Origin of the sequence: Synechococcus lacustris Maggiore-St4-Slac (genome assembly GCF_024345595.1) — a bacterium.
In the GTDB taxonomy this organism is placed as follows: Bacteria; Cyanobacteriota; Cyanobacteriia; order PCC-6307; family Cyanobiaceae; genus Synechococcus_D; species Synechococcus_D lacustris.
Map to the genome: position 1 here is coordinate 1 of NZ_JAGQBK010000007.1, position 22,840 is coordinate 22,840.

A 22,840-nucleotide genomic window follows, 5' to 3' on the forward strand; every position below is an offset into this window, starting at 1 on the left:
ATTTGGGCAATTTCGCTAGGGGGGGGGGGGGAGTGCCCAATTAATGCGGATATTGCATATTTTTGGCCTTTATTTAGCCAAAGGCCAAACTGATTCAAGCTTCACCTGCCCCTGCCATGGCCAATCTGCTCTTAACCGGCGGGGCTGGTTTTATCGGTAGCCACACGGCCCTAGTGCTTTTAGAAGCCGGCCATCAACTGGTGGTGCTCGATGATTTCCGCAACAGCAGCCCGGAATCCCTGCGCCGGGTGGAGCAGCTCAGCGGCAAAAAAATCAGCCTGGTGGCTGGTGATATCTGCCATCCCGCCTGCCTGCAACGGGCCTTCAGCAGCATCCCCATCGATGCTGTGATTCACTTTGCCGGCCTCAAGGCCGTGGCTGAATCGGTAGCCAAGCCCTTGCTTTATTGGCAGGTGAACCTAGAGGGCACTCGCCTCTTGCTGCAGGCGATGGCAAGCGCCGGCTGCCGCAGCTTGGTTTTTAGCAGCAGTGCCACCATCTATGGCATCCCAGATCAGGTGCCGATCCCAGAAAGCGCAGCGATAAAACCGATCAACCCCTATGGCCACAGCAAAGCAGCTGTGGAACAACTGCTTGCTGACCTAGCCGCCAGTGAAGCCGGTTGGCGCATCGCCCGCCTGCGTTATTTCAACCCCGTTGGCGCCCACCCCAGCGGCAGGATTGGCGAAGATCCCCTTGGCACCCCCAATAATCTCTTTCCTTTTGTGAGCCAAGTTGCCGTTGGCCGCCGCGCCGAATTGCAGATTTTTGGCAGTGATTGGCCCACCCCAGATGGCACTGGCATTCGCGACTACATCCACGTGATGGATTTAGCAGCCGGCCACCAGGCCGCCCTTGATGTGTTGCTGGCGGAAGCACCCCAATTGCTAAGCCTCAACCTGGGCAGCGGCCAGGGTTGTTCGGTATTTGAGGTGGTGAATGCCTTTGCTGATGCCAGTGGTGTTGCCATCCCCCATCGCCTGGTGGATCGCAGGCCTGGTGATGCTGCCATCACCGTGGCTGATCCTTCCCTGGCCCTAGCGCGTTTGGGCTGGCGCACCAAATTGGATCTAGCTGCCATGTGCCGTGATGGTTGGGCCTGGCAGCAGGCCAACCCCAATGGCTATCGCTAAAACTCAACCCCAAGGCGCCCTTGTGCTAGCTGGTGGTGGCCACAGCCATGCCCTCTTGCTGCAGCGCTGGGCCATGGCACCCAGCAGCCGGCCAGCCCTTGGCGCCATCACCCTGGTGAGCCGCAGCGGCAGCAGCCTTTATTCCGGCCTAGTGCCAAGCCTTTTTGCCGGCACCATTGGCCTCGAGGCTTGCCGGATCGATCTACGCCGCCTTTGCAATGCAGCCCAGGTGGCCTTTGTGGAAGCCGAAATCATTGGCCTTGATAGCAGCAAACGCCAACTGCAGCTACGCCATAGCGATGGCAGCCCCCGGCCGCCCCTCAGCTGCCCCTTGCTCAGCCTTGATCTCGGCGCCAGCACCGCTGCGGGCCCAGCCCAAGCAATGGCCATCAAACCGCTTGAACCGGTGCTCGCTGCCCTAGGTGCCCTCACGCCTGGCGCCTTGGTGCAACTGATTGGAAGTGGTGCAGCAGCAGTGGAGCTCAGCTTTGCCCTGCGCCACCGCGGCCTGCAGGTGCAGTTGCTGCTGCAATCAAAAAGCCGCCCCTATTGGGATCGTTTTAGCGATGGCTTACGGGCCGCTGGTGTGGAACTGCATGTGGATTGCGAACCCACCAGCGCTAGCCCGGCCCTGAGGCTGCTCTGCAGCGGCAGCCGCGGCCCCGCCTGGCTTGCAGCCACTGGTTTACCCCTTAATCAGCAGGGGCGCCTCTGCACGGATGCCAGCCTGCAGGTGCTTGGTTTTCCCGGCTTTTTTGCCAGTGGTGATTGCGCCGTAATCCAGCAGCAACCAAGGCCCGCCAGTGGTGTGTGGGCGGTGCGGGCAGCGCCGATCCTGGCCGCAAATCTGCAGCGGCTAAGCCTTGGGAAAAAACTGCGCCTTTGGCAGCCGCAAACCCATGCCCTACAGCTGCTTGGCGATGGCAAAGGCCGTGCCTATGGCCAATGGGGGCCCCTGCGCTGGGGTGCCTCGCGGCTGAGCTGGCTATGGAAGCAAAAACTTGATCAGCGCTTCATGGCGATGTTGCAGCAGCCCAGTTCAGTGATGGCTGGTTCAGAGGAAATGGCCTGCAGTGGTTGCGCCGCCAAGCTGCCAGCCCAAGTGCTCAATCAAGCCCTAAATCAACTCGGCTTGGATCAAACAGGCCCCCAGGATGCCGCCATTGTTAGCAATAGTTTGAGCAATAGCTCCAGCCAGCAGTGGCTGCAAAGTTGTGATGGTTTCCCTGCCCCAGTGGCAGATCCCTGGCTTAATGCACGGCTCACCACCCTGCATGCCTGCTCTGATCTATGGGCCAGTGGCGCCCAAATCCAGAGCGCCCAACTCTTGATCCAGCTGCCCCGCTGCTCGGTTGCACTGCAAAGCGAATTACTAAGCCAAAGCCTTGCCGGTGTTCAAAGTGTGCTTGCTCAACATGGCGCCCAATTGCTCGGCGGCCACAGCCTCCAGGCCATGGCTCAAGAGGCAAACAAACCACTGAGCCAGCAACTGCTGCTGGCCCTCACCGTGAATGGTTTTGCCGCTGATCCTTGGCATAAGGGGCCCCTGCAACCGGGTGATGTGTTGTTGATCAGCCGCTCCATTGGCACGGGAGTGCTGTTTGCCGCGGCCCAACTTGGCAAAGCAAAGTCCAGCTGGATTAGTGAAGCCCTGGAGTTGATGCAACAAAGCCAAGCGGCCCTGCTGCCTTTGCTGGCAGCCCATGGCTGCCAGGTATGCACCGATGTAACCGGTTTTGGCCTGCTGGGTCATTTAACGGAAATGTTGGCTGCCTCCCCGGGGGTGCAATTGCAATTGGAGCTGGATGCAGCACCAGCCCTAAAAGGTGCCCTAACACTGTTGCAACAGGGCATAGCCAGCAGCCTGGCCCCTAGCAACAAGGCCATCCTGGAAAAATGGCCGCAATTAATTAATCATCAATCTGAAGCGATCTTGCAGCTATGGCTTGATCCACAAACCTGCGGGCCGCTATTAGCAGCAATTCCAGCCGCCCAAGCAGAAGCCTGCCTTACTGCAATGCAAACCAATGGTTTTCCCCATGCCCGCCAAATTGCAAGGGTGATGGGTTAGTTAGTTCATGGGTTAGTTAGTTAGTTCATTTAAAAGTGATCCATCGCCTGCAACAGTTCAATTACTGCCGTGGCAGTGGCAATAGCACCATTGGCATCGGCGGGTTCAAATAGATCAGCGGGCGGGGTGGCATCCATCGGATACCTACTGGTGGCAGCCAACCTGCTAAGGCTACGCAGTGGCAGGGCATCAAAGCCATTCACATCGCAGCCAAGCCGTTTTAGATACTTAATTAATTCAGCCAAAACATGGGTGTGGGGCGGTTCAGCCCCTAATTCCAAAATCAAGCCCTTAAGTGCTTTTTCAGCTGCTTGGGAAGCGAAATAACAGGCCTGGGCATTAAAGCCGTTAGCGCAAACCAATTTTGCAACGCCTAAATCATCTTGGGCTTGTTGAAACCAAGCTTGCGGCCTTGCATTCATTGATTTTTACCCGCCAGTAGCTGGGCATCCCGTTTAATCGCTTGCCAATGGAGAGATGATTCGCTGCCTATCGCCTGCCAATAGGCAGCACTCACAGCTATTACATCATCACCAATTAAGCCATCTCTTAATTTATCGGCTTGGATTTCAGCCATTTCTTGGCTGCTGCCCACCACCAATAGATCGGTATCTGAATAACCATCCCAATCACCCCGGGCGCGGGAACCAAAGAGATAAATAGCGCAACTGGGCAGCAAAAAATTGTTCAGCTTTGCCTTTAACTGCTCTAACCATTGGGCATGGGAAGCCAGCCGCAACTGCTGCACGGGCGAAAGGGGCTGCAGGGTGCTATCCACAAAATCATGCTAACTAGCAAACACTCAATTTCAGCAGCCAAACCACTGCTAGAGCGATATTTCTGGCCGCTACTGGCCTTGATCTGGCTGGCCGCCACTGGCCTGGATCGGCTCTGGCTGCATTTGGATCAACGGCTGCCCGCTTGGGACCAGGCCGACTACCTCAATAGCGCCCTCGACCATGGCCGGGCCCTTGGGCTGCTAGCCGGTGGCAGCTGGCAGGGCTGGCAGCCATTGCTGGATTTATCGCCCAAAATCCCGCCCCTGGCTTCGTTGCTTAATGGCACTGTGCTCGCCATCGCCGGCGACCATCCCGACCAAGCCGCATGGGCCCTCAGCCTTTGGTTTGGCTTGTTGCTGCTGGTTGTGGCCCTATGGGGCCGTGAATTAATGGGTGCCGGCCTTGGTTTAGGGGCAGCCCTGCTCTGCTGCTTGATGCCCCTTTTGGCTGAATTAAGGGTGGACTACGTGCTGGAAATACCGGTTTGCGCCAGTTGCACCTGGGCCCTATGGCTGCTGGGGCGTTGGCTAAAAGGCGGCAAATGGCCCCAGGCGCTTGCGGCAGCAGGGGCGATTGCGGCTGCCCTACTGATTAAACAAAGTGCCCTGCTGGTGTTGCTGCTGCCGGTGCTTTGGGTGAGCTTGAGCGCCCTATGGCTGGGCGGCCCTAGGCGTTTGCAGCTGCTGGCGGCCATGGCACTGGTGCTGGCATTGCTGCTGCCCTGGTTGCAGCACAATCTTGTTACCACCTTGGGGGGCACCCAACGGGCCACCTTGGAATCAGCGGCCCGCGAGGGCGACCCCAATGCCAGCAGCCTGGCGGGCTGGCTTTGGTATCCGAAACGGTTGCCGGCCCTTGCGGGTGAGCTGCCCCTATTTGGCGGCATTGCTGGTTTATTAATTGCCACCTGGCGCCGGCCAGTGGCAAAAAAATGGTTCTGGCTAAGCGGATGCCTTGCGGCCGGGGCCCTGCTCACAGTGCTTAGCCCCAATAAAGACCCCCGCTACCTAGCGCCGCTACTGCCGCTGCTGGCCTTAGTGCTAGCCCGCGGTTGGCTGGCACTGCCCCTGCCCCTATTGGGGCTGGGTTTAGTGGTTGCTGGCGGCTTAACAGCCAGCACAAGGGCAAGGGCAATCGAACGCCAAGGCACACCACCGGAACCATTGGAAGCAATCGTGCGCTACCTGCAGGCCCAGAAGCCCATGGCGGATCGCACCTTGATCGTGGTACCCAGCACCGGCAGCCTTAATCAACACAATGTGAGCTACTACGGCCGCCGCGCTGGCGGCCAGCTGGTGGGGCGTCAGTTGGGTAATAACCCGGCCCAGATCCCAACGGCATTAGCGAGTGCTGAGCAGCTGCTGCTAGGCACTGGTTTCCAAGGATCTGTGGGGGCAGAAGCGCAGGTATTTAGTGATTCAATCCGCAAAAGTGGCCTGTTCAAATTGGAGCAGAGCTGGCCAAAACCATGGGGAGGCACTTTTGAACTCTGGCAGCGCAAGCAAACGGCCCCAAAGGCCAAAGGATTTGCTGATCGGTTTTCGCTGCTTGCCGCAGGCTTAGCCGAAGGCCCCAAGGGCTTAGCTCCCTTATTTGATGCGATTGGCGTGCAACATCAACTCGATGGCCACCGCTCCTATCAAGTGCAAGTGCGCCAACAGGCCCTCACTCAGCTGAGGCGAGATCCAAATAACGCCAAGGCCCTATGGAGCCTTGCCCTGCTTGGCGTATTGCAAAACCGCGCCCTAGAAGCGGAGCAGTGGTTTGCACGGCTTGAGCAGCTGGAGCCCCAAAACCCCTGGCCACCGGCCTACCGGGCGGTGGTGCTGAATGCAGCTTGGCAACCGTGGCGGGCAAGGGCTGTGGCGGATGCAGGCCAAAAGCGCAGTGCAAACCCTGTGCTGGAGGGTCTAGGAGATCTCAGTGGCGCTCTAGCGGGTGAAATCTGGCGCCTGGGTGAACTGCAAAAGTCTCTGCCAAAGGCGGTGCAGGCGGTGGAGCAGCAGTTAGCTAAGTGAATGAATTTTTAAGGCAGTGAATCTTTTAAAGCAGTTAGTTTTTCGCGAAATTCACCTTTTTGCATGCCGCCCTTTAACTCGCCGTGGATGCTGAAATCAGCCTCAGGGTTTGATACCAATAGGTAGGTGGGCCAACCCATGCCTTCTTTATTTGGGTATTGGGCCAGCAACACCGGCCGATATTTGCGATATGCAGTGGTGTCTTGCAGCATCACACTCACAAATTCAAAACCCAATTCTTCAGCCACCTTGCTGTCGTAGTGGCTCATGCGATGGCAGGTGCCACAGTCTTCTGAACTGAACTTGAGCAGAGTGATCACGGCCGGCGGGCTACATGGCGGCGATGGTAACCAAAACCTGGCGCTTGTAACCGTGGCTTACCACAGCCAGCAGGCCCTTGAAAGCTTGGCGCAGGACCTCGCCAGGCAACAACAGTGCCAATTTGTTTGGTTGCTAGTGAACAATGCACCGCTTTCGGCTCCCCTCAAGCAAGACCAGCTGGGCTGCAGGGGAGTGGAAATTCGGATCATCAATGGCCAAGAGGGAGAGGGCTTTGGCAGGGGTTGTAACCGCGCCTTTGATGTTTTAAAAGCGCAAGGTTTTAACGGTTGGGTGTGGCTGCTTAATCCCGACACCCAATTGCGACGGGGCGATGAATGTGCCCGCATGATCCAAAAGCTGAAAAGCTGTGATCAACGCACAGTGCTGGGTACCGCTGTTTTGGGAGCTGATGGGATGTTGGAAGCCAGTGGCGGCTGGATTGATCCTGGCTTGCAATTTCGGCGAAGGCGTGTTGGTGAGCAGCTGATCAAAAACAAAGCAATAGAAGCTGCTGCAGTTGAAGTTGATTGGCTAAGTGGTTGCAGTTTGGTATTAAAACCTGAAGCCCACAGGCCAGTGGCACGCTTCGACGACGATTTTTTACTTTATTACGAAGATATTGATCTATGCCTGCGTTTAAAAGCCCAAGGAGCTCAGGTGCTGTGGTGGCCACAATTATTAATTGGCCATCAAAAAGGTAGCGGCAGCCAAGTTCCATCCTCGCGGCGATTAAAACTATCAACCATTAGTTATCTACGTTTTATTCAACGCTATTGCCCCAAGTGGGTGCAACTATTGCGGGCTGCTCGCCTATTAATCAATGCCCTACTGCGTATGCCGTTGCAGCCAAAACGCAGCGTTGCCGTGCTTTCCTCCTTGCAAATCTGGCGCTAAACTCCAGGAATGCAAGCAAAAACAGGCTGGGTAAGGCGGCGGCTGCTTGAGCCGATCCGCGAGCGGTTGGCGCAATTCCCAGCGGTGGCCCTGCTGGGGCCCAGGCAGGTGGGCAAAACTAGCTTGGCGCGCGAGCTGGCAGAGCAGTGCCCAAGTGTGTATTTAGATCTTGAAGCACCAGCGGATCGAGCCCGATTAACGGATCCAGCTCTCTATCTCTCAGCCCTAGCCAACCGCTTAGTGATCCTGGATGAAGTGCAACAAATGCCGGAGTTATTTGCCAGCCTGCGGGGTTTAATTGATAGCGGCCGCAGGCAAGGGCTACGCAGCGGCCGCTTTTTGCTACTTGGTTCCGCCTCTGGAGAGTTAATCCGTCAGAGTAGCGAAAGTTTGGCTGGAAGAATTGCTTATCTAGAACTCACAGGCTTAAATATTTTAGAAGTGGGCGAGAAAGAACAAGATAAACTATGGATTCGCGGTGGTTTTCCTGATAGCTTCTTTTCCACTAATGATGGCTCTAGCGCAATTTGGCGAGAAAATTTTATCCGCACTTATTTAGAACGCGATGTGCCGCAATTGGGGTTACGCATCCCTGCCGAAACATTGCGTCGATTTTGGCTAATGCTTGCCCATCACCAAGGCTGTTTACTAAATGCAGCAGAGCTGGGTAGAAGCCTGGGAATTGATAGCAAAACCGTGGCTCGCTACTTAGATCTGTTGGTAGATTTGTTGCTGGTGCGCCGCCTACAGCCATTACATGTAAATATAGCCAAACGATTAGTGAAATCAGCAAAGATTTATGTGCGAGATAGTGGCTTACTTCATAATTTACTAGGCGTAGATGATCGAGATGCATTATTTGGTCATCCCGTTGTGGGTGGCAGCTGGGAAGGGTTCGTAGTGGAAACCCTATTAAGTGTGGCACCGGAGCGATGCGAAGCCTCGTTTTATCGCACTGCTGCAGGAGCCGAAATGGATCTGGTGTTGGATTTTGCTTGTGGCCAACGCTGGGCAATTGAAATAAAGCGCGGATTAGCACCAAAACTCAGCAAAGGCTTTCACCAAGCCCGAGCTGATCTGAAGCCAAATAAAACCTTTGTGGTGAGCTCAGCAGCAGATCGCTATCCGATTGGGGAAGCCATTGAAGTAATTAGCCTTGCTGAACTAGGTGGATTAATAAGCAATTTCAATGCTATAAACATGTTAAGTTAAATAAGTTTTTCCGCTAAAGCATCCCATGGCACTAAAGTAATTAATTAGCCGAATAAATCAATGAATTCTGCTCAATTTGCTTGGTTCACATACCTATTTCAAGCCGGTTTTTTTAAGCAACCGGGCGCTTTATTAATGTGGCAAACAATATTGCAAAGCCTAGCAACACCTTCTGCCGCATCAAGCATTCCTCCTGCACAATCAAGTTTATTTACGCCATTCTTTGCCTATGAGAGTGGCAGCACCTATCCAACTTCCTATGCCCTTCAAGGCATAACTGGTGGCAATAGTAGCGGTGATTATATTATCACCGGAACAAAAAATTTAGCCAATGGCGGCAACCCAGCAGCACAGGGACTTGTTTACCAAGGCCCCATAAATGCCGCCAATACATCACAAGGAAATGGCAGCGGCACCTGGACAATAATGAATGTTCCCAATGGAATTAACACCATAAATAATCCCACTGTGAATAGTTATACAAATACAAGTATTTATGGGGTAAATAATCTTGGCAGTGGCCTTGTAAATCTTGTTGGTTCAGTTTCACCAGCCAATGTAACCTACGACAGTGCTGGATTTCCAGCAAGTACCCTTGGCTTTTATTACGAAGGGCCAATTACAACAACACCAGATAAAAATAACTTTCAAGTATTTCAACCAAAGTTTAGCGATGGTAGTTTAGCTAATTACACATTTATTCATAGCGTTGATGGTGGATTAGCCGCTGGTGGCTACGATTCTTTCCCAACTCGCCCAGATATTCATGCTTTTATTTATAATCCAACCGCCAGTGATTCCAATAAACAAAAAGACATCATCCTGCCAGGTAGCGACAACGCCCTAACAAAAACAGCCTATGGTATTTGGCATAATCAAGGCTCCAGCTACACCATTGCAGGTGGTGTTGGCCTTCAATATGATGCCAGTCGTAAAAAAATATCGGCAATCAATCCGAGGGCCTTGGCTCCGCCTATCTATTGGATTACGATTCCGTTACAGGCCTATTTAGCAACTACAAAACCTTTAATTACCCATCTACAAGCTCTTCAAAAACGCTTGAAACCCATTTCGAGGGTATTTGGTATAACGGCAACGGCACATACAAATTGCCAGCCACAATTTCACCAGGGCCCAATGGCAGCCTTGGGGCTGCAGCTACTGCAACAATCACCAGAGATAACTTAACTGGTGGATTTTCAAACGCTAGCTGGGAAATACTGCCGCTCAATTACCCTTCCACTGGTGCCGTTCCAGTTTTCACAACAAATGATTCCATCTTTGATAAAGCAAGCGTTGGAGCTTACACATTAAGCCAGGGCAATTTTTCTGATTATGCATTTCTAAATGCAACCTAAAACTAATTATTTACTTTTTATCATTTTTATCAATTTCTTTGGCCCGCTCCTGCCACAGCCGCCTTCCTAATTCCGGCCCCGGTTGATAACCCATTGCGAGCAATTGCTTACCGCTAATTGCTGGCCGCTGCAACCGCCAACGCAATAACCAACGCAGTAAATGATATCTAGCCGGCTCACCAGGCTGCAAAAGCACCAGCAGCACCGCCAATGGTTGGCCGCCATTGCCGGGTTGTTCTAATGCGGCAGTCCATTGAGATGGCCGCCAACCATTGATGGGGCACACCCTTTGCAACCAATGGCGCAGTGCAGCCACCTGGCCAAGCAGCTCCCATAGCCGTTGCGGAATTTGCAAACGCTCTGCAATCGCTTGTTTATCAGCCACAACACCGGGGGCTAAATCGATCAATGCAAACAGCCTTAAATCCACCGCCGTAAACGCCGGCTCCAAAGCAGCTCCCCAGCAACCAAAACGGCTCAAAAAGCGAGCGCTACCCCTTGGCAATCGCTGCCAACCCCGCTGCAGTAGCTCCAAACCACGCCACTGCTCAAGCAACAACAAGGCCCCACGCCAGTTGGTTTCAGCAAACAACAATTCCAATTCCATTCGCAACCTTGCCCCTAAAGCAGGAGCCCCCGGAGGCCAGGGCCAGCTATTGAGCATCACGCTTGCCTGCTCCCAACTCGCGGGGGCCCATTGCAAATCAAACCTTGCCCCGTAGCGCACCGCCCTGATCAAGCGGGTGGGATCATCCCTCAGGCTGCTCCCATGCAGCAAACGCAGCTGCCTTGCGCCTAAATCAGCGGCTCCACCCAAGGGATCCAGCAGCTCCAGCCCTGGTATGCGCATAGCCATGGCATTAAGGCTGAAATCACGCCGTTGCAAATCAATTTGCAAATTTGCAGGTTGCACCACGGGCTGAGCCCCTGGAAAGCCATAGCTTTCACTGCGGGCTGAACTCAAATCACACAGCAACAATTGGCCATTAATTTGCAATTGCAACCGGGCAGTGCCATAGCTGCTGTGGGGGGTGCACTGCAACAGCTGGTAACCAAGCGGCAACTGAGAAGCGGCAGCAGCAGCAACGATCGCCTCAGCCAGCACCAAGGCCGGCCAAGCCATTGGCCCTTCCACCACCAGATCAAGATCCTTCAATGGCAACGGTTGGCCCAGCCATTGATCCCGCACTACCCCACCCACCAAGCTCAACTGCAGCCCCAGGGGAGTAGCTAGAGCCAGTAGCCATTCAAGCCACTCCGCATGGGGCAAACTCATGGGCGCAAGCGCCATAGGCCTGTGAAGGATCGCCCTAAGCCTGCCCGTTGGTGGAACAAGTGCAAGCAACCAAAACGGGTATTAGCGGAAAGGTTGGTGCCAAAACTGGAACGTTGGCGCGGTGAAATCTGGGCTGATTTGTGGCGCTATGGCTTAATTCGAATCCAACCAGGTCTGAGGGCAAGCAAAACGGCAAGCGCTGATTTCAGCCTGCTGTTGCCGCCCGGCTGGCCGATCTCCAAGCGCCAACACAAGCGCCTGAGGCGATTACTAAGTGCCCGGCAACATTGGAGCAATGCCCTTGTTGTTAGCTGCGACGACTGGCTGCCCCAAGCAAATGGCAAACGGGCCTGGCGTCAAAAAGGTTTATTAGATCCCTTTTTAGATGGGGCCAGCGCAGAAGCGGAGGGTCCGCTATTGCTTAGCAATGCTGTTTTGCAACACATGGGCCCGGCGCCATTGGCCGGCCCCGAAAGGATTGAATGGCGCAGCCGGTTACTGGCTTGCGTTGGCCCAGAGCGCTGGGCCCATGTGCCCCTGCCCCTGCTGCAGGCGCCAGCGCCAAGCCCCACGCCCCAGCTGGCTAGCCCAAAAGGCACACCCCTGGTGAGTGTGTTGATCCCCAGTGGTGGTTTTTCCAAAACCATCAAGGGGCGCTCCACCCTGCTGCTGCGCCACTGTCTGGAAAAGTTATTGCAGCGCAGTAGCTATCGCGAATTAGAAATCGTAGTGATCGATGCAGGTGAACTATCACCGGAACTACTTTCTGAACTTGAAACACTCACCAGTTCAAAACTTGGTGCTGGCCGCTGGCGCCATGAACGCAGCTATGAACCCTATAGCTACAGCCAAAGGCTCAACCAGGCCGCTGCCGCCAGCAAAGGTGAATGGCTACTGCAACTAAACGACGACACTGAACTGCTAGAGCCAAATTCAATTGCTTCCATGCTGGCCCAAGCCCAAAGGCCTGAGGTGGGGGTGGTGGGTGCACTGCTGCTCTACCCCAATGGCCGCGTACAACATGCAGGTGTAGCAATAGACAACTTGGCCCCACGCCATGCCTGGGCTAGCTGCAAACCAGAGCGCCTGCCGCCTGGGCTACTAGAAACAGCTAGGGCATTTCAAGCCGTTACCGCTGCCGTGTGCATGTGCAGTGCAAATCTCTGGCGGCAACTGGGTGGTTTGTGCCTTGAGCTACCAATTAACTACGGCGATGTGGACTTCTGCCTGCGAGCTCGCCAAGCTGGCAAGGTTGTGCTGCTGGATCCCGCCAGCCGCTGGATCCATTTCGAATCCGCCAGCCGCAGCCTTGATCTGGTGCCCCCAGAACTGGGTTTATTCCAGGAGCTATGGGCTCAACAGCTGGGCGGCATTTGGTGCACAGACCCCTACGTATCCCGTTGGCGGCAATTACTAGCAATGAAAAGCTGAACGATGCCATTCCAGCAGGCACCAAAGTTTTGGCTCTACAGCCACAACTTCACCCATACCGGTGCACCGCTGGTTTTAGGCGCCATTGCTCGGGAATTAGCGGAGCAGGGCTGGCGCCGGCAGCTACGACTACTCAGTTGGGGAGGCCACCACGACAGGGTGCACACCAAACTGCGCCGCGAACTTGAGGCGGAAGGCTTCCATTGCAGGGTTTTAAACCCGGAGCAAGCAGCACCAAAGCCAAAGCCAAACGACCGCATCCTGCTCAATAGCCTTGCCCTGCCCGAGGCGGTGATCAAAACAGCCTTAGCGCGGCTTGAGTGCGGCGAAATCAAACGCTTGGATTGGTATGGCCATGAGGGCAATCCAAGCCAGCTACTGGCGGATAAGCAGTGGCCCCAAAGGCTATTGCCACTGCTAAGCACAGGCAAATTGCAAATGAGGCTGCCCTCTATTCACACCCTTGGCAGCTATCAAAACTGGCTTGAATACAGCGGCTCAAACCTTGCGGTGCAAACACCTCTATTACCGCTGAAAAACGGTGGGTGTTCATTATTTGATCAACCCCTTCCAACATTTAATAGCTTGCGCTTACAACTCACCGGCATGGCCGGTGATGGCAACAAGGGGCACCTATGGCTATTGCGTTTACTCCAAGCTGTTATCCAAAGTGGAGCAGGTCAAAATCAAAACCAACGACCACTTGAATTACATTTCAATGGCTTAGAAATGGATTCTGGTGCCTATTTAGCTAGGGAGCTACGTTTGTGGGGCCATGCCTTATTGGGTGATCGCTTTAATTCAACCCCCCATGGCAGCCGCAATCAAATTTTAACGGCCATGGCTAATGCCAACCTAGCTGTGAGTTGTTCACGTATTGAAACCTATTCACTTGTGGCCATGGAGGCCATGGCCATGGGTCAACCATTACTGCGCAATCGCACTGGCGGCTGGCAGGAACAACTGAAACCAGATGTTACGGGTTTTGATCTTGGTGAAACGGAATACCATCTGCGTACGGAACAGGTGCAGCTACTGCAAAGATTGCTTGATCCGCAACTCACCCCTTCTTGGCAATTAAGTGCCATCTCCCTTAAGGCCCGCCAACATGCCCAATCAATTAGCCAGGGGCGTTACGCCAACTGGTTATTAGCCTAGGGTGTAGCAATGTTGATGCCATTTGATCTACTGCTACCCCTTGGGGGATTGCTATTTTTGTTGCCCCTAAATCCACTGCTAAGCAGTGTGGCAGCAAGTGCATGGGTGATGGCACAACTTGTGCTGGCACCAAAGCAAAAACGCTGGGCCCTATGGCCCCTAGCAATGGTGATCCTGTTGATGGCTCGCACCTGGTGGCTAAATGAAATGCCCCATCCAGCCTCCAGCCAAGACGGCCTTCTGCTAGTAACTAGCTTGCTTGCGGCAACAGGTATTAGCCAGGCCAGATGGCCATGGCTATTGCGCTTTTCTTTATTGCCACTGCCTCTTTTAATAACTCAAATAACTGCCAAACCCTGGACACCTAATCCGCTGGTGGGCGCAAACCAAGCTGCATATCTACTTGGCTTATTGCTAATAATTGCCATTGCTTGGTGTTGGCAACGGGCTGCGCCATTAGCGGTTTTGAGTGCTATTTTAGCATTGCTAATGGTGTGGCAAACTTCTTCTCGAGCGGCCCTATTGAGCTCGGTTTTAGCACTTGCTTTTGTTTATTTACGCGAAAGGGCTAAAGAAGCTAGTTTGCTGCCAAATCTATTTATTTTAATTGCTTTAGCGATAGCAGGCTTAGCTGGAAAACAACTATTACGTCCATCGAGTACTGGCATTCCTGGATTGAATCCAAGTTCAGATATGGGTCGCCTAGCCATAGGCCAGTGTTACTTCAACCTACCCTTTTCAGGAAACAATCGCTTGCTACATGGGGTTGGATTTGAACGACCAAAAGAGTTTTGTCATCAAATAATTAACGGTGGCATCGCCGACCATGCCCACAACCTCTACCTGCAACTCTGGGCAAATGCAGGCCTTTTGGGGTTGATTGGCCTTGGCCTACTAATAACATTGTTATTGAATAGTTGGCGCCAATCAGAAGGCTTGCTTGAACCTCTACCAAGGCGTGTTGGTCAAGCTGCCCTTGCATATACATTGCTCCAGAGTTTTTTTGATGTGTCCCTCATCCACTGGCCCATCACCCAAGTTTTTACAGGAATATTGCTAGCAATCCCCCTTAGCGTTAACGGCTCAGTTACTACGCCGGATCGGAGCTAAACGCGGATCCAGAATTTTTGGGCCCATGCCAGGAAATTTCACGGCAATTGAGATCTTTTCGCCACTACCAAATAGATGGGTAACTCTGCCTTCCCCAAACACATCATGCTGTAATTGATCACCAACCGCCCAAACTTGGGCAGCATTTCTATTCCCCATGGAAGGGTTTTTAGCCGGTTCGCGATCGATCCTGGTGAGCCGCTCCAGCCGCTGCTCCCTGGCACCGCTGCGGGGAATATCGGCTTGCAGTGAACCCTCCGGCAGTTCAGCTAAAAACGCAGATGGCACCGCCGCCTCTCGCATGCCGCCCCATAGCCTTCTTTCACTGGCATGGGATAAAAACAAACGCTCCTTTGCCCTGGTAATCCCCACATAACAAAGCCGGCGCTCCTCTTCCATCGAAGCTGGATCATCCAAAGAGCGATAGCTCGGGAATAAGCCCTGCTCTAGGCCCACCATGAACACCACCGGAAATTCAAGCCCTTTGCTGGCATGGAGGGTCATCAACACCACCCGTTCTGCGGCTAAATCTTTGTCGTCGGCATCACTTGCAAGGGCTGCTGATGCCAAAAAGCCCTCCAAATTGCCCTCTTCATTTTCCTCTTGATATTGCAGCGCTGCATTCACCAATTCCTGCAGGTTGCGGCGCCTTTCCTCTGCCTCATCTGTTGCTTCAGCTATGAGTTCGGCCAAATAGCCACTGCGCTCCAGCACCAGTTGCACCATTTCGCTTGGGCTTGAAGCATCAAGCTTGCCGCGTAATTCGGCTAATAAATCGGCAAATTGCAGTAGCCCCCGGGCTGAACGGCCCGCCAAGGTGCGCACCGATTCCGCATCGCTCACCACCTCCCAAAGCGGTATTCCCAATTGACTCGAGGCATCATTTAGCCGCTCTATTGTGGTTTTACCAATGCCCCGTTTAGGCACATTCAGCACCCTTAATAAACTCACCGAATCAGCTTGATTAACCAATAGGCGCAGATAAGCAAGCACATCTTTGATCTCGCGGCGATCATAAAAGCGCAAACCACCCACCACGGTGTAAGGCACCCGCCAGCGAACCAAACTCTCCTCAATGGCGCGGGATTGGGCATTGGTGCGATAAAGAACTGCCATATCGCCATAGCGCAATTCAGGGTGGGCAGCCTGCAATTCACGCATGCGTTGCACCACTGTTTCCGCTTCTGCAATCTCATCATCACAACGGCTTAGCCTGATTAATTCACCGGCCCCACGGGTGGGGCGCAGCACCTTATCAATCCGTTCCGTATTACGGGAGATCAAGGTATTCGCCGCCTCTAAAATAGTTGCCGTGGAGCGATAGTTTTCTTCTAATTTCACCATTGTTTGGGTGCTGCCATCTGCCACACCATCACCAAAATCACCCTGGAAACCCATCAGGATTGTGAAATCAGCAGCGCGAAAGCTATAGATACTTTGATCAGCATCACCCACCACAAAAACTGAGCGGTTTTCCCAGCTCTTGAATTGAGCCGGATCCACACCATCGGTTACGATTAACTTTAAGAGGTCGTATTGGGTGCGGTTTGTATCTTGATATTCATCAACTAAAAGATGCCTAAAGCGGCGATGCCAATAGGAACGCACCTGGCTATTTTGCTGCAATAGTTGCACTGGCAGCAGCAATAAATCATCAAAATCAAGGGCATTATTAGCGGCTAAGGCACGGCGGTAACGGCGATAGGTTTCCACCAACAGGCGGCCCCTTTGCCCCTGGCCCAGCTCCTGCTGCTCTAGATGTTGCGGCAACCAACCATGGTTTTTCGCATTGCTAATTGCCCAACGCATCTTTTTAGGTTCAAACCGTTTGGGATCTAATTGCAACTCTTGAACGGTAATTTCTTTAACTAAACTTTGGGCATCGGCTTCATCATAAATCGAAAACTGACGGGTCCAGCTGAGGCCATCTGGATCCGTATATTTATCAATATCAAAGCGCAATAATCTTGCAAATAGGGCATGGAAAGTGCCGATCCATAGCTCCTTTGTTACCTCCCGATAGATGCGGCTGCGCAATTGGCGTTGCTCGTGGCTTGCAAGGCTGGTGAGCGGTTGGCCAAAGCTGCTTTGGGCTAACCGCTGGGTGAGCAGCAGCTCCAGCCTTTCCTTCATCTCCCGGGCTGCCTTATTGGTGAAGGTAACCGCTAATAATTCAGCTGGATCAACGCCGTGGTGACCGATTAGGTGGGCGATGCGGTGGGTGAGCGCCTTGGTTTTACCGCTGCCTGCCCCCGCCACCACCAGCAATGGGCCGCAGTGGTGTCCCACCGCCTGGCGCTGGGCGTCGTTGAGTCCGGCGAGGAAACCCTGGGTCATTCGGGCAGATTAGGGCGCGCCTGCATCTGGCGAGCAAATGCCCATGCCGCTATCATTATAAGATGGAAAGCAGCCCTTCGATTCCCATCTTCATCGGCGTTGATCCCCGCGAACGGGCCGCTGCAAATGTGTTGATCGATTCACTATTAGCCCATAGCAGTGCACCGCTTGCGATCACAGCATTAATCACACCCCAGCTGCAAAAGCAAAACCTCTACTGGCGCCCTAAGGATCCAAAACAAAGCACCGCCTTTTCATTTACTCGCTTCCTTGTGCCCCAGCTGCTTAATTTTCAAGGTTGGGGTATTTTTATGGATTGCGACATGCTCTGCCGCTCTGATATCAGCGAACTATGGGCCCTACGTGATCAAACCTATGCCTTGATGTGCGTTAAACATAACCATAAACCAAATGAAACAACTAAGTTCCTAGGCGAACCGCAAACTGCCTACCCACGCAAAAACTGGAGTTCTTTGATGCTGTTTAATGCATCCAAATGTGAGGCTTTAACAGCTGCCTATGTGAACAGTGCTAGCGGTCTTGAATTACATCGTTTCCAGTGGTTAGAAGATCACAAAATTGGCGCCCTACCCGAGCAATGGAACCACCTTGTTGATGTGCAAACGCCTGATCCAGAGGCAAAACTTTTGCATTTCACCCTCGGCGGGCCATGGTTTGCAGGCCAAGAAAGCAGCCACTCAGCCGAATGGTTTATCGCCCGAGATCGGGCCAGCCAACTTTGGCAGCAGCCCACATGAGCTGCCTTGTAGTTATCCCAGCCAGGCTTGAATCCAAGCGTTTACCCCGCAAATTGCTGGCTGATGTGGGTGGCAAAGCCTTGCTGCTTCGGGTGATCGAGCGTTGCCTACTGGCTCAAACAGCCCCACAGGTGGTGCTCACCACCGATAGCCAAGAGATTAAAACCGCTATCCACGCCTGGGGCCTTGCTGAGCAGGTGCCTGTGCTAATCAGTAGCCCTGATTGCAGTAGCGGTAGTGAACGCATCGCCTCTGTGCTGCCGGAACTGCTCGCTTTAAATAACAATTTAATTAAAAACAATTCAACTAAAAAAAGTTTAGTTGAAAGCAGCTGGATCCTTAATGTGCAAGGGGATCAACCCTTCCTTGATCCAGCGGTGATCGATGCTTTAGCTGCCGCCTGCAAAAGCACCACTGCCAAAGTGCTCACTCCCGTTTATCGGCTACCAGCAAACAAAATCCACAACCCTGCCGTAGTGAAATGTTTGCTTGCCAGCAACGGCCAATGCCTCACCTTTTCCCGCAGTGCCCTGCCCCATGTGCGTGATGTGGAGCCTGAAAACTGGCATCTCCATGCCAACTACTGGGGCCATGTGGGCATCTACGCCTATCGGGCCGAGGTGTTAGCGCAATGGCCAAATCTGTCGCCATCGCCACTGGAGCAGGCTGAAAAGCTAGAGCAGTTGCGTTTGCTAGAGGCCGGCATCAGCATCCACGGCCTTGAGGTGGCTGGTGACTCCCTATCGGTTGATACCGCAGCTCAATTGGCCTTAGCCCGCAAGATCTGCTCCACCAGCTCCCGCACAGCCCCATCACCACCACGTTGATTCAATACCAAATCAGCTTTGCGTTTTAAGGCAATGCAGCCATTGGCGGGGGTTACTAACAACCCAACGCTGGGGCGCACCTGCAGATCATTAACGTCGTCTCCAATAAAAGCAGTGGCAGCAATTGAAATCTGCAACCGCTCCTGCAATTCCGCCAAAACCCCTGCCTTATCTCTTATCGCCGTGAAGCAATGCTTAATCCCCAAATGCCGCGCCCGTTGCTTGATTGCTTCTCCGCGGCCGCCACTTAAAAATGCCAATTCCAAGCCCGCCTGCTGCAGCAATTTCAAACCAAGGCCGTCGCGGGCATCAAAACGGCGTTGCACCACACCATCATCGCCATAAATCAAGCCCCCATCCGTTTGCACCCCATCCACATCTAAAACCAACAATTCAATGGCAGCTAAACGCCGTTTTAAGCCAAACCAATTCATAGGCTTGATGCTGCATAGGCTTCAGCTTGGCTAACGGCGCGAATTGCGAGCAGTTGTTTAAGCAATGGCTCCAGCCGCTGCAACGGCACCATATTTGGCCCATCACTGCAGGCAACTTCAGGGTTGGGGTGGGTTTCCATAAACAAACCATCAACCCCCACGGCCACAGCAGCACGGGCAAGGGGCGCCACAAATTGCCGTTGGCCGCCACTGCTCTTGCCAAGCCCACCCGGTTGTTGCACCGCATGGGTGGCATCAAATATCACCGGGCAAGCCAACGCCTGGAGCTGGGGCAGGCTGCGGTAATCCACCACAAGGGTGTTGTAGCCAAAGCTGCTGCCCCGTTCCGTGAGCCAAAGCTGACCAGGCTCCCTTAAGCCCGCCGCCCGCAATTTCTCCACCACCGCCGCCATATCCCATGGCGCCAAAAACTGACCCTTTTTCACATTCACTGCCCAGGCGCCGCGGCCAGCTAAAACCGCCGCCGCTGCTGCCTGCAAAAGGCTGGTTTGGCGGCAAAGAAAAGCTGGTATCTGCAACACATCAACCACGGCCGCCACGGGCAATGCCTGCTCGCTTTCGTGGATATCGGTAAGCAACGGCAAGCCAAATCGCTGCTTCACTTCAGCCAAAATTTCAAGCCCGCGGTTTAGGCCAGGGCCACGAAAACTATCGCCAGCGCTGCGATTTGCCTTATCAAAGCTGGCTTTAAATATCACCCTGATCGCCAAGCGCTCGCTGATTGCCTTTAGTTCTGCTGCCACCTCCAGCACCAAATCACGGCTTTCGATCACACAGGGCCCGGCGATCAAAGTGAAGGGGAAATCAATGGCCATCAGCTAAAACCCGCCTGCACCAGATCATGGAGCCGCAACAGGCCAAGCAACTCACCATCCTCCGCCTGCACCGGTAGAACTGCGATCGCCTTACGCCGGTTGCGTTCCATTAATTCCAAGGCCGCCACCGCTAATAACTGGGGTTGCACCGTAATTGGGTCTGCCGTCATCAACTGGCTGGCGGTTAGCCCTGCCCATTGATGGGCCTGCTTTTGTTGCAAGGTGCGGCGCAAATCACCGTCGGTGATTAAACCCCGCAGGCGGCCAGGCCGCTGGGGATCCGCCACCCAGGCGGCGCCAACGCCAGCGGCCGTGAGGCCAGCCAACACCTCCGGCAATGGCGCCATGGCGGCAAGGGGCGGCCAGCGCTGCACAGGCAGCATTAAATCAGCAGCGGTGAGGGTTAGCTGGCGACCAAGGGCGCCAGCGGGATGGTTTAAAGCAAAATCCTGGGCTGAGATGCCGCGCCTTTGCATCCACACGGCCGCCAGGCCATCACCAATCGCCATCGCCACCGCAGTGCTGGCGGTGGGTGCCAAATTCAAGGGGCACACCTCCCGATCAACACCACCGTCAAGCACCACTTCACAACTAAGCGCTAATGGAGATTGCAAACCACCGGTAATTGCAATGCAACGGCTACCGCGGCGACGTAGGTGGGGCAGCATCGCCAATAATTCACTGCTAACGCCACTGCGCGATAGCAAAAGCACCACATCTTTTGGCGCTACAACACCTAAATCACCATGGAGGGCATCAAGGGGATTTAGGTAGATGGCCATCAGGCCAATCGATGTGAATGTGGCTGCGATCTTGCGGGCAACGATGCCGCTTTTACCAACGCCAGTTACCACTAATTTAGCGCCGCAGCCCTGGCAGCCCTCAAGCAAAGCCAAGGCGCGATCTACTTCGCCTGGATCCAAGCGCTGGGCGGCGGCGGCAATTGCTGCTGCCTCCTGCAACAACACCTCCTGCACAAGCTTTTGCATCGCCTTAATTAATTGAGCTAAAGCGCTCCAAGCTGGCTAATTCTTGGAAGCTGGCTGATCGCTGCCGCAGTTCGTCAAAACTACCTGAGGCTTTAACTACGCCCTTTTCAAATTCATAGATGCGATCGCAGCGGGCAATCGTGCTGAGCCGGTGGGCAATCACAACGGTGGTGCAGCGGCGACCCACCACCTCAAGAGCATTAATAACTTCGTTTTCAGTGCGGTTATCGAGGGAACTGGTGGCTTCATCCAACACTAAAAAGCCTGAATTGCGATAAAAAGCTCTTGCTAATGCAAGCCGTTGGCGTTGGCCACCGGAAAGTTGATGGCCATTTTCACCCACTTGGGTGAGCAGGCCAAAGGGCAAATCAGCCACATATTCCTCCAGCTGGGCTGCTTCTAATGCTTCCCATACCCGGTCGTCGTCTATGCGGTTGTTATTAATGCCAAAGGCCACATTTTCCCGCACGCTGGCATCTAAAAGCTGAATAAATTGTGGTACCTGGGCGCAATTTGCCTGCCAAGCCGGCACCTCTTCTGCCGTTAAGGGATTGCCATCCAGCTCAAAACTACCCAGCTCCGGTTGCAATAGGGCAAGCAATAGATGGGCGGTGGTGGTTTTACCACTGCCGGTGCTGCCCACTAGGGCGATGCGGGAACCAAGCGGAATCGTGAGATTCACGCCCTTCAAAACCCATTCTTCAGTATTTGGATAGCGATACCAGGCATCCCGCAAGCGAATCGAATGTTGCGGGTAGATGCCGGCAGGGCTTGGCACCCCAGGGCAGCCAAGGGTGAGCCGCTCCACAGGTAGTTCCAATAGATCAACGGTGTGGCTCACCTGGGGCAGCCCCCCCCGCAATTCAGTGAGGGAATGGAATAAATCCTGTAGGGGTGGTGTTAGCCGCTGGGCTGCAATTGCAAGGGCCGAAAGGAAGGGCAAAATTCCCAATACCTTTTGCGGTTCACCCTGCATCAATGCAGGCACTGCACCGATTACAAATATCAAAGTTATTCCCAATGGTTCGATCAACAGCCGCGGCACAATCGGCAACATTGCCGACATCCAGGCATAACGGCGGGCTCTTTCCCCTGCCACACTAAATGACTTTTGGAAATGGGCTTCAGTGCCAGTGAGGGTGATATCCCGCACGGAAGCCAATGATTCCAATAGCAAATGGGTAGAGCGCACCTCTAAACGTAAATTTTGTTGGCGGGCGTGGCGCAGGTATGGGGTAACAAAAGTGGAAAGGCCCAAATAAGCCAGCACCACCGTGATCAAAAGCAAAAAGGCAGGGAAGCGGCCGATCCAAAGAATGCCAAAAGACAAAAGCAGAATTGATACCAGTGCACTAAATATGCGCAAGGTGGGATTGATCACACCACTGGCTGCCTGGCGGATATTGGAAAGGATTGAGGTGGTTAATTCCGCTGTGGAACGGGTGAGGTGATATTCATATTTTTGACGCAACACCCGCGCATGAATTTCATTTGATAAATCACGCCAAATCCGTGCTGTTAATTTCTGCTGAACTAATTGCAGAAATAATTTTGAAAATGATGCAAACCAGGCAAGGCCTATAAACACTGCAATCAACCAAAGGGTTTGATCAAGTGGTTTGCCGCCAAATACACGAACCCCAGGCAACTTATCTTCTAAGTTATTGCCAACTAGGGCCCCCACTAACCTTGCACCCACTGCCACCAGCGCTAAATCCAGCAGCCCTGGCAGCACTGAAATCGGCAGGATTTGCCAGAGGGCCTTGCGCCGTTCCTGGGGCAAATAACTAATTAAGCGTGATAGTTGGTCGATGGTTTGGCTGCGTTTACGCAACCACGCCATGGGCGCTATGCCGCCTACGGACGGCCGGTGGGGTTGATGGGCAGTCACGCCGGCA

The 22,840-nt window shown here is 53.7% G+C and carries 20 protein-coding genes; 11 read left to right on the top strand and 9 right to left on the bottom strand.

Annotation, left to right across the window (positions count from 1 at the left end; genetic code table 11):
- The first annotated feature begins 116 nt into the window (after nucleotides 1-116).
- Nucleotides 117-1,133, top strand: a complete 1,017-nt coding sequence (gene galE, locus KBY68_RS06785) for a UDP-glucose 4-epimerase GalE (protein ID WP_255096444.1) — start codon at nucleotides 117-119, stop codon at nucleotides 1,131-1,133.
- Nucleotides 1,120-3,204: a slr1591 family oxidoreductase/selenide, water dikinase SelD gene (gene selD / locus KBY68_RS06790; protein WP_255096445.1), complete on the top strand. Its 2,085-nt coding sequence runs from the start codon at nucleotides 1,120-1,122 to the stop codon at nucleotides 3,202-3,204. The genes galE and selD overlap by 14 nt, the downstream gene beginning before the upstream one ends.
- Before the next feature lie 29 nt (nucleotides 3,205-3,233).
- On the opposite strand, the gene KBY68_RS06795 is transcribed toward selD, so the two are convergent.
- Together KBY68_RS06795 and KBY68_RS06800 are read right to left on the bottom strand one after the other, a co-directional pair.
- Nucleotides 3,234-3,626, bottom strand: coding sequence for a HEPN domain-containing protein (locus tag KBY68_RS06795; RefSeq protein ID WP_255096447.1), 393 nt, complete (start codon nucleotides 3,624-3,626; stop codon nucleotides 3,234-3,236).
- Nucleotides 3,623-3,982: a nucleotidyltransferase domain-containing protein gene (locus tag KBY68_RS06800; RefSeq protein WP_255096448.1), complete on the bottom strand. Its 360-nt coding sequence runs from the start codon at nucleotides 3,980-3,982 to the stop codon at nucleotides 3,623-3,625. Before KBY68_RS06800 ends, KBY68_RS06795 begins: the two co-directional genes overlap by 4 nt.
- Nucleotides 3,983-3,988: 6 nt before the next feature.
- On the opposite strand from KBY68_RS06800, the gene KBY68_RS06805 reads away from it, so the two are divergent.
- Nucleotides 3,989-6,001 (top strand): glycosyltransferase family 39 protein, encoded by a 2,013-nt coding sequence (locus tag KBY68_RS06805; RefSeq protein WP_255096449.1) that lies wholly within the window; start codon nucleotides 3,989-3,991, stop codon nucleotides 5,999-6,001.
- 8 nt (nucleotides 6,002-6,009) lie between these two features.
- On the opposite strand, the gene KBY68_RS06810 is transcribed toward KBY68_RS06805, so the two are convergent.
- Nucleotides 6,010-6,318: a thioredoxin family protein gene (locus tag KBY68_RS06810; RefSeq protein ID WP_255096529.1), complete on the bottom strand. Its 309-nt coding sequence runs from the start codon at nucleotides 6,316-6,318 to the stop codon at nucleotides 6,010-6,012.
- Here KBY68_RS06810 and KBY68_RS06815 point away from each other — a divergent pair.
- Genes KBY68_RS06815 through KBY68_RS06825 form a run of 3 tightly spaced genes read left to right on the top strand, consistent with a single transcriptional unit; the run spans nucleotide 6,314 to nucleotide 9,616 of the window.
- On the top strand, nucleotides 6,314-7,216 hold the full coding sequence (locus KBY68_RS06815) for a glycosyltransferase family protein (RefSeq protein WP_255096450.1): 903 nt from the start codon (nucleotides 6,314-6,316) through the stop codon (nucleotides 7,214-7,216). The two genes, KBY68_RS06810 and KBY68_RS06815, sit on opposite strands and share 5 nt — an antisense overlap.
- 9 nt (nucleotides 7,217-7,225) lie before the next feature.
- Entirely contained in the window at nucleotides 7,226-8,428 is a 1,203-nt protein-coding gene (locus KBY68_RS06820) for an ATP-binding protein (RefSeq protein ID WP_255096451.1), read from the top strand.
- Nucleotides 8,429-8,488: 60 nt separating this feature from the next.
- A complete protein-coding gene (locus KBY68_RS06825) occupies nucleotides 8,489-9,616 on the top strand; it encodes a hypothetical protein (RefSeq protein WP_255096452.1) in 1,128 nt (375 codons plus the stop codon).
- Between the two features lie 180 nt (nucleotides 9,617-9,796).
- On the opposite strand, the gene KBY68_RS06830 is transcribed toward KBY68_RS06825, so the two are convergent.
- Nucleotides 9,797-11,077 carry a tRNA nucleotidyltransferase/poly(A) polymerase family protein gene (locus KBY68_RS06830; protein ID WP_255096453.1) on the bottom strand — a complete coding sequence of 427 codons (1,281 nt, stop codon included), beginning with the start codon at nucleotides 11,075-11,077 and terminating at the stop codon, nucleotides 9,797-9,799.
- Here KBY68_RS06830 and KBY68_RS06835 point away from each other — a divergent pair.
- From KBY68_RS06835 to KBY68_RS06845, 3 genes are read left to right on the top strand one after another with little or no spacing between them, the layout of a single operon-like run.
- The gene (locus KBY68_RS06835) at nucleotides 11,048-12,493 is read left to right on the top strand and encodes a glycosyltransferase family 2 protein (protein WP_255096454.1); all 1,446 of its coding nucleotides are present in this window, start codon (nucleotides 11,048-11,050) and stop codon (nucleotides 12,491-12,493) included. The genes KBY68_RS06830 and KBY68_RS06835 overlap by 30 nt on opposite strands.
- Nucleotides 12,494-12,496: 3 nt before the next feature.
- Nucleotides 12,497-13,651, top strand: coding sequence for a glycosyltransferase (locus KBY68_RS06840; protein WP_255096455.1), 1,155 nt, complete (start codon nucleotides 12,497-12,499; stop codon nucleotides 13,649-13,651).
- 15 nt (nucleotides 13,652-13,666) lie between these two features.
- Entirely contained in the window at nucleotides 13,667-14,761 is a 1,095-nt protein-coding gene (locus tag KBY68_RS06845; RefSeq protein WP_255096456.1) for an O-antigen ligase family protein, read from the top strand.
- Here KBY68_RS06845 and KBY68_RS06850 read toward each other — a convergent pair.
- Nucleotides 14,735-17,098: a UvrD-helicase domain-containing protein gene (locus KBY68_RS06850; RefSeq protein ID WP_255096458.1), complete on the bottom strand. Its 2,364-nt coding sequence runs from the start codon at nucleotides 17,096-17,098 to the stop codon at nucleotides 14,735-14,737. The two genes, KBY68_RS06845 and KBY68_RS06850, sit on opposite strands and share 27 nt — an antisense overlap.
- A 62-nt stretch (nucleotides 17,099-17,160) precedes the next feature.
- Between KBY68_RS06850 and KBY68_RS06855 the strand changes: the two genes are divergently transcribed.
- Together KBY68_RS06855 and kdsB are read left to right on the top strand one after the other, a co-directional pair.
- Nucleotides 17,161-17,856: a glycosyltransferase gene (locus tag KBY68_RS06855; RefSeq protein WP_255096459.1), complete on the top strand. Its 696-nt coding sequence runs from the start codon at nucleotides 17,161-17,163 to the stop codon at nucleotides 17,854-17,856.
- Entirely contained in the window at nucleotides 17,853-18,683 is an 831-nt protein-coding gene (gene kdsB, locus KBY68_RS06860; RefSeq protein WP_255096460.1) for a 3-deoxy-manno-octulosonate cytidylyltransferase, read from the top strand. The genes KBY68_RS06855 and kdsB overlap by 4 nt, the downstream gene beginning before the upstream one ends.
- Here the strand turns inward: kdsB and KBY68_RS06865 are convergent.
- The 4 genes from KBY68_RS06865 to KBY68_RS06880 are packed head-to-tail and all read right to left on the bottom strand — an operon-like array spanning nucleotide 18,617 to nucleotide 22,833.
- Nucleotides 18,617-19,117, bottom strand: a complete 501-nt coding sequence (locus KBY68_RS06865; protein ID WP_255096461.1) for a KdsC family phosphatase — start codon at nucleotides 19,115-19,117, stop codon at nucleotides 18,617-18,619. The two genes, kdsB and KBY68_RS06865, sit on opposite strands and share 67 nt — an antisense overlap.
- Nucleotides 19,114-19,953 (bottom strand): 3-deoxy-8-phosphooctulonate synthase, encoded by an 840-nt coding sequence (gene kdsA / locus KBY68_RS06870; protein WP_255096462.1) that lies wholly within the window; start codon nucleotides 19,951-19,953, stop codon nucleotides 19,114-19,116. Before kdsA ends, KBY68_RS06865 begins: the two co-directional genes overlap by 4 nt.
- Nucleotides 19,953-20,942: a KpsF/GutQ family sugar-phosphate isomerase gene (locus tag KBY68_RS06875; protein WP_255096463.1), complete on the bottom strand. Its 990-nt coding sequence runs from the start codon at nucleotides 20,940-20,942 to the stop codon at nucleotides 19,953-19,955. Before KBY68_RS06875 ends, kdsA begins: the two co-directional genes overlap by 1 nt.
- A gap of 4 nt (nucleotides 20,943-20,946) precedes the next feature.
- Nucleotides 20,947-22,833: an ABC transporter ATP-binding protein gene (locus KBY68_RS06880; protein ID WP_255096464.1), complete on the bottom strand. Its 1,887-nt coding sequence runs from the start codon at nucleotides 22,831-22,833 to the stop codon at nucleotides 20,947-20,949.
- Between the last annotated feature and the right edge of the window lie 7 nt (nucleotides 22,834-22,840).

Coding starts and splice junctions, on each gene's coding strand:
- galE (WP_255096444.1), top strand. CDS start 117: ATGGCCAATCTGCTCTTAACCGGCGGGGCTGGTTTTATCGGTAGCCAC.
- selD (WP_255096445.1), top strand. CDS start 1,120: ATGGCTATCGCTAAAACTCAACCCCAAGGCGCCCTTGTGCTAGCTGGT.
- KBY68_RS06795 (WP_255096447.1), bottom strand. CDS start 3,626: ATGAATGCAAGGCCGCAAGCTTGGTTTCAACAAGCCCAAGATGATTTA.
- KBY68_RS06805 (WP_255096449.1), top strand. CDS start 3,989: ATGCTAACTAGCAAACACTCAATTTCAGCAGCCAAACCACTGCTAGAG.
- KBY68_RS06820 (WP_255096451.1), top strand. CDS start 7,226: ATGCAAGCAAAAACAGGCTGGGTAAGGCGGCGGCTGCTTGAGCCGATC.
- KBY68_RS06825 (WP_255096452.1), top strand. CDS start 8,489: ATGAATTCTGCTCAATTTGCTTGGTTCACATACCTATTTCAAGCCGGT.
- KBY68_RS06835 (WP_255096454.1), top strand. CDS start 11,048: ATGGGGCAAACTCATGGGCGCAAGCGCCATAGGCCTGTGAAGGATCGC.
- KBY68_RS06830 (WP_255096453.1), bottom strand. CDS start 11,077: ATGGCGCTTGCGCCCATGAGTTTGCCCCATGCGGAGTGGCTTGAATGG.
- KBY68_RS06840 (WP_255096455.1), top strand. CDS start 12,497: ATGCCATTCCAGCAGGCACCAAAGTTTTGGCTCTACAGCCACAACTTC.
- KBY68_RS06845 (WP_255096456.1), top strand. CDS start 13,667: ATGCCATTTGATCTACTGCTACCCCTTGGGGGATTGCTATTTTTGTTG.
- KBY68_RS06850 (WP_255096458.1), bottom strand. CDS start 17,098: ATGACCCAGGGTTTCCTCGCCGGACTCAACGACGCCCAGCGCCAGGCG.
- KBY68_RS06855 (WP_255096459.1), top strand. CDS start 17,161: ATGGAAAGCAGCCCTTCGATTCCCATCTTCATCGGCGTTGATCCCCGC.
- kdsB (WP_255096460.1), top strand. CDS start 17,853: ATGAGCTGCCTTGTAGTTATCCCAGCCAGGCTTGAATCCAAGCGTTTA.
- KBY68_RS06865 (WP_255096461.1), bottom strand. CDS start 19,117: ATGAATTGGTTTGGCTTAAAACGGCGTTTAGCTGCCATTGAATTGTTG.
- kdsA (WP_255096462.1), bottom strand. CDS start 19,953: ATGGCCATTGATTTCCCCTTCACTTTGATCGCCGGGCCCTGTGTGATC.
- KBY68_RS06875 (WP_255096463.1), bottom strand. CDS start 20,942: ATGCAAAAGCTTGTGCAGGAGGTGTTGTTGCAGGAGGCAGCAGCAATT.